The 5,717-nt window shown below is 41.4% G+C and carries 7 protein-coding genes; all 7 read left to right on the forward strand.

All coding sequences use genetic code 11. The features are described from left to right. Positions 1-374, forward strand: a 374-nt coding sequence (locus AC1M9M_RS14685; protein ID WP_481595217.1) for a dioxygenase family protein, incomplete at its 5' end; no start/stop codon positions are given. 74 nt (positions 375-448) lie between these two features. After that, the gene (gene benA / locus AC1M9M_RS14690; protein ID WP_035270495.1) at positions 449-1,831 is read left to right on the forward strand and encodes a benzoate 1,2-dioxygenase large subunit; all 1,383 of its coding nucleotides are present in this window, start codon (positions 449-451) and stop codon (positions 1,829-1,831) included. Continuing rightward, positions 1,828-2,331, forward strand: coding sequence for a benzoate 1,2-dioxygenase small subunit (gene benB / locus AC1M9M_RS14695; RefSeq protein WP_035270498.1), 504 nt, complete (start codon positions 1,828-1,830; stop codon positions 2,329-2,331). Before benA ends, benB begins: the two co-directional genes overlap by 4 nt. A gap of 90 nt (positions 2,332-2,421) precedes the next feature. Then, positions 2,422-3,438 (forward strand): benzoate 1,2-dioxygenase electron transfer component BenC, encoded by a 1,017-nt coding sequence (gene benC, locus AC1M9M_RS14700; RefSeq protein WP_035270501.1) that lies wholly within the window; start codon positions 2,422-2,424, stop codon positions 3,436-3,438. A gap of 13 nt (positions 3,439-3,451) precedes the next feature. Continuing rightward, positions 3,452-4,231 carry a 1,6-dihydroxycyclohexa-2,4-diene-1-carboxylate dehydrogenase gene (locus AC1M9M_RS14705; RefSeq protein ID WP_092768934.1) on the forward strand — a complete coding sequence of 260 codons (780 nt, stop codon included), beginning with the start codon at positions 3,452-3,454 and terminating at the stop codon, positions 4,229-4,231. A gap of 56 nt (positions 4,232-4,287) precedes the next feature. Beyond that, the gene (gene benE, locus AC1M9M_RS14710) at positions 4,288-5,496 is read left to right on the forward strand and encodes a benzoate/H(+) symporter BenE (RefSeq protein ID WP_481596700.1); all 1,209 of its coding nucleotides are present in this window, start codon (positions 4,288-4,290) and stop codon (positions 5,494-5,496) included. Between the two features lie 43 nt (positions 5,497-5,539). Continuing rightward, positions 5,540-5,717, forward strand: a 178-nt coding sequence (locus tag AC1M9M_RS14715) for a CoA-transferase (protein ID WP_481592539.1), incomplete at its 3' end; no start/stop codon positions are given.

Here is a 5,717-nt window from a genome sequence, read left to right on the forward strand (position 1 = left end):
GTCAATATACAGCATTAACCACAATGCCTGTAGGTTATGGCTGCCCACCAGAAGGTACAACTCAGTTTGTATTAGACAAACTTGGTCGTCATGGTAACCGCCCTTCACATGTGCATTACTTCGTCACTGCGCCTGGCTACCGTAAATTAACTACGCAGTTCAACATCGAAGGTGATGAATACCTTTGGGATGACTTTGCATTTGCAACGCGTGATGGCTTAGTGGCAACTGCTGTAGATGTAACTGATGAAGCTGAAATTGCTCGTCGTGGTCTGAAAGGTGCGTTCAAACATATTCAATTTGACATTGAATTAGTGAAAGACGTTGAAGGTGCGCCTTCTACTGAAGTTGAACGTCGCCGCGCATCAGCTTAAATCAATTAGTCGGAATCGGGATAAGTCAATTATCCCGATGACTTCCCCTCAATTTGGAAAGTCGGAGAACGTCCATGCCACGTATTCCTGTAATTAATACCAGCCATCTAGATCGTCTTGATGAGTTACTTGTAGACAACTTTGAGACAGGTGAGTTTAAACTTCATCGTTCAGTTTTCACTGATCAAGCCCTTTTTGACCTTGAAATGAAATACATCTTTGAGGGTAATTGGGTTTACTTGGCACACGAAAGCCAAATTCCAAATAACAATGATTATTACACGACACACATCGGTCGTCAGCCAATCGTGATTGCTCGTAACCGTCAAGGCGAGCTAAATGCAATGATCAATGCGTGTTCACACCGTGGTGCACAACTTTGCCGTAACAAACGTGGTAATAAGGCTACTTATACTTGCCCATTCCATGGTTGGACATTCAATAACTCAGGCAAACTTTTAAAAGTTAAAGACCCAACAGATGCAGGTTATTCTGACTGCTTTAACAAAGAAGGATCACATGATCTTAAGAAAGTTGCACGTTTTGAAAGTTATAAAGGCTTCTTATTCGGTAGCTTAAACCCAGACGTCTTGCCATTAGAAGAATTCTTAGGTGAAACGACTAAAATTATCGATATGATCGTGGGTCAGTCTGATCAAGGTTTAGAAGTTTTACGTGGTGCCTCAACTTATACATACGAAGGAAACTGGAAACTCACTGCTGAAAATGGTGCAGATGGTTACCATGTATCTGCAGTTCACTGGAATTATGCTGCGACTACGCAACAACGTAAAGAAAAACAAGCTGGCGACAATATCCGTGCAATGAGCGCAGGATCTTGGGGTAAACAAGGCGGTGGTTCTTACGGTTTTGAAAATGGTCACATGTTGCTTTGGACACAATGGGCTAACCCTGAAGACCGCCCTAACTTCCCTAAAGCAGATGAATACTCTGAGAAATTCGGTCCTGCTATGTCGAAGTGGATGATCGAGCGCTCACGTAACCTTTGCTTATATCCAAACGTTTATTTGATGGATCAGTTCGGTTCACAAATCCGTGTACTTCGCCCAATTGCTGTCGATAAAACTGAAGTAACAATTTACTGCATCGCACCTGTAGGTGAAGAGCCAGAAGCTCGCGCACGCCGTATTCGTCAATATGAAGATTTCTTCAATGCTTCAGGTATGGCGACACCAGATGACTTAGAAGAATTCCGTGCATGTCAAGCAGGTTATGCTGGTATCGAACTTGAGTGGAACGATATGTGCCGTGGCTCAAAGCATTGGATCAATGGCCCAGATGATGCAGCAAACGAAATTGGTCTAAAACCTAAACTTTCAGGCGTTAAAACTGAAGACGAAGGTTTATACCTTGCGCAACATCAACATTGGTTAGAAGAAATGAAACGTGCGATTAAAGCAGAACAAGCTTTAGCTGAACAAGGAGATAACGCATGAGTAACGCGAATCTTGAAGCAACTTTAGAATCAGTGAGCCAGTTCTTATTTAAAGAAGCGCGCCTACTTGATGATGAACAGTGGGATGAATGGTTAGAGTGTTATGCACCTACAGCATCGTTCTGGATGCCATCTTGGGATGACTACAATACATTAACTGAAGATCCTCAATCAGAAATCTCGTTAATTTATTATCCAGATCGTCAAGGTTTAGAAGACCGCGTGTTCCGTATCAAAACTGAACGCTCTTCTGCAACAATGCCTGATACACGTACAAGCCACAATATTAACAACATTGAAATACTTGAACGTCATGAAGATAAGGTTGTTGTTCGTTTCAACTGGAACACTTTAAGTTACCGCTACCAAAAGTCATACAGCTACTTTGGTATGTCACGCTACGAAATCAATTTGTCTGGCGAAAAACCACAAATTTTAAATAAATATGTGGTACTCAAAAATGATTACATCAATCAAGTAATCGACGTATATCACCTGTAATTAGTAAATAACAAGTTCAGTAACTACCAAATGGAATTTTGGTAGTTACACCAAAAAATTGTTCAAAAGATTCTTAAAGGATATTCAGCCATGTCAAACCATAATGTTGCACTTCAATTTGAAGATGGCGTAACCCGATTTATTTCAGTTGCACAAGGCGAAACGCTTTCTGACGCAGCATATCGTCAAAAGATTAATATTCCGCTGGATTGCCGTGATGGTGCATGTGGTACTTGTCGAGCTTTTTGTGAGTCTGGCAGCTATGACATGCCTGAAGAAACTTATATTGAAGATGCACTTACACCAGAAGAGGCTGAGCAAGGCTATATCTTAGCTTGCCAGTGCCGTCCTACTTCAGATGCAGTTTTCCAAATTCAAGCATCATCTGATGTATGTAAAACTCAAATTCATCAATATCAAGGTACACTTTCTCGTGTAGAAAACTTATCTGAATCTACAATTACCTTTGATATTCAACTAGACGAGGGTCAGCCAGATATCAATTTCCTTGCTGGTCAGTATGTAAATGTAGGTATTCCTGGATCAACTGAAACACGTTCATACTCTTTCAGCTCTAAGCCAGGTAACCGTTTGACCGGCTTTGTTGTTCGTAACGTTCCTAACGGTAAGATGAGTAGCTTCTTAAGCAGCGAAGCGAAAGTCGGCGACAAAATGACATTCACTGGTCCATTTGGTAGCTTCTACTTACGTAATGTAGTACGCCCTGTAGTAATGCTTGCTGGTGGTACAGGTATTGCTCCATTTATGTCGATGCTTCAAGTATTAGAAGAAAAAGGTTCTGAACATCCAGTACGTTTAGTTTTTGGTGTAACCAATGACTTTGACCTAGTTGCTATTGAAGAACTCAACAAACTTCAAGAAAAACTTGATTGGTTTGAATACCGTACCGTAGTTGCAAACCCAGAATCTGCACACGAACGTAAAGGTTATGTGACAGGTCACATTGAAACCGAATGGCTCAACGGTGGTGATGTAGACGTTTACCTCTGTGGTCCTGTTCCTATGGTAGATGCAGTTCGTGGTTGGTTAGATGCTGAAGGCGTTAAACCTGCAAACTTCTTATTCGAAAAATTCTCTGCGAATTAAAGTGGAGAGGAACATGAATCAAAGATTTGAAAATAAAATCGTAATCGTTACTGGTGCCGCTCAAGGCATCGGTCGCGGTGTTGCTCTTCAAGCAGCTAGCGAAGGTGCAAAAGTTGTACTGGCTGACCGTGCTGAATACGTGACGACCACACTTGAAGAAATTACGACTCAAGGTGGCACAGGTGTCACTGTCTTAGCTGATCTTGAAACCTATGCTGGTGCACAATCAGTTGTAAATAAAGCGATCGAGACTTTTGGCCGAATTGATGTGCTGATCAACAATGTTGGTGGTGCGATTTGGATGAAACCTTTTGAAGAGTTTTCTGAAGAGGAAATTATCAAAGAGATCAATCGTTCTTTATTTCCTACTTTATGGAGTTGTCGTGCAGTTTTACCACACATGCAACACCAAAAATCTGGTGTGATCGTGAATGTATCATCTATCGCCACATGTGGAATTAACCGTCTTCCATATTCTGCGGCTAAGGGTGGTGTAAATAGTTTTACTCAATCAATGGCATTTGCACATGCTAAAGATGGTATCCGCATCAATGCTGTGGCTACAGGTGGTACTGAAGCTCCACCACGTGTAATTCCACGTAATACTTCACCACTATCTGAGCAAGATCAAGCTTGGATGCAAGAAGTGGTTGATCAAACAATTGACCGCAGCTACATGAAACGCTATGGCACTATTCAAGAACAAGTAAATGCTATTTTGTTCCTTGCTTCAGATGAGTCTTCATACATTACAGGCACAGTCGTACCTGTAGGTGGTGGTGATCAGGGTTAACCCTGATCACGGACTCTTTAAATTCACAGGATCATTGACGCAAGGAGGCAAATACAATGGCAACCCTGTTTAAAACACTAAAAGAAGATTGGTCTATTTCCGCCACTGTCGCCGGCTTTTTAGCTGTATTGATTTCATATGCCGGACCATTAATTATTTTCTTTCAAGCAGCACAACAAGCCCAAGTTTCACCAGACATGATGATTTCATGGATTTGGGGTATCTCAATTGGTGCTGCTGTAGCTGGAATTCTATTATCAATAAAATTTAAAGTTCCTGTCATTACCGCTTGGTCGGCACCTGGTACTGCTCTGCTAGTCACACTTTTTCCAGATATATCACTGAATGAAGCAGTTGCTGCATATATCACTACAGCTGTAGTGATTTTCATCATTGGTATTACCGGATATTTCGACAAACTATTGGCTTTGATACCGCAATCAGTGGCTGCAGGAATGATGGCGGGTATCTTATGTCAGTTCGGATTTGGTCTTTTTACCGCGACCAATACCATGCCATATATTGTGTTTGGAATGCTTATTTCGTATCTGATTGCTAAGCGTTTAACACCTCGATATGCCATGCTTTTTGTATTGGCAGCTGGTATTTTCATGAGTTTAGTCCTCGGAAAATTCAATACTGTGAATATGGAGTTTTCACTTGCAATACCCCAATTCATTGCGCCCGAGTGGACGCTTAACTCTTTTCTAAATCTTGCAGTACCTCTTATTTTAGTCAGCCTTTCTGGTCAATTTTTACCTGGCATGGCAATTTTGAAATTAAGTGGCTATGACATTCAAGCAAAACCCATTATTACCACTACCAGTATCGCATCGTTAGCTGTTGCTTGTGTGGGCGGGATTACCATTGTCCTGGCATCAATAACAGCCGCACTCTGTACAGGTAAAGATGCACATGAGCTCAAAGAGAAACGTTATATCGCAGGTATTGCGAACGGTATTTTCTATATTTTAGGTGGTTTATTTGCAGGCAGCATTGTGATGCTTTTTAGCTTACTGCCTAAAGAACTTGTTGCTGCATTAGCAGGTTTAGCACTTTTAGGTGCTATTGCTACAAATTTACACGTTGCTATGTTCCAAGAAAAGGATCGTGACGCAGCTCTCCTTACTTTCTTGGCGACTGTTTCAGGCATGCAATTTTTAGGTTTAAGTTCAGTTTTTTGGGGAATCTGTATTGGTATTTTAGCGCACGTGATTTTAACGAAGCGTCAAAATACTACCCCATCATCGTCTACATCGACCTGATCATATTAAAGGTAAATGTAGATCGTTTGTTTAGGAAGTGATTATGATTGATAAAAGCTCAGCGTCTTTAACCGAAGCCCTCTCCCAAATTAAAGACGGTTCAACCATTATGATTGGTGGGTTTGGTACCGCAGGTCAGCCTGCTGAACTCATCGATGGCTTAATTGAACTCGGTATTAAAGACTTAGTGATCGTCAACAACAACGCAGGTAATGGTGATT

It is taken from the genome of Acinetobacter sp. ANC_7503 (assembly GCF_056780035.1).

Excerpts from the sequence above, each read along its gene's own strand:
- AC1M9M_RS14705 (WP_092768934.1), top strand. The coding sequence starts at position 3,452 with ATGAATCAAAGATTTGAAAATAAAATCGTAATCGTTACTGGTGCCGCT.
- benB (WP_035270498.1), top strand. The coding sequence starts at position 1,828 with ATGAGTAACGCGAATCTTGAAGCAACTTTAGAATCAGTGAGCCAGTTC.
- benA (WP_035270495.1), top strand. The coding sequence starts at position 449 with ATGCCACGTATTCCTGTAATTAATACCAGCCATCTAGATCGTCTTGAT.
- benC (WP_035270501.1), top strand. The coding sequence starts at position 2,422 with ATGTCAAACCATAATGTTGCACTTCAATTTGAAGATGGCGTAACCCGA.
- benE (WP_481596700.1), top strand. The coding sequence starts at position 4,288 with ATGGCAACCCTGTTTAAAACACTAAAAGAAGATTGGTCTATTTCCGCC.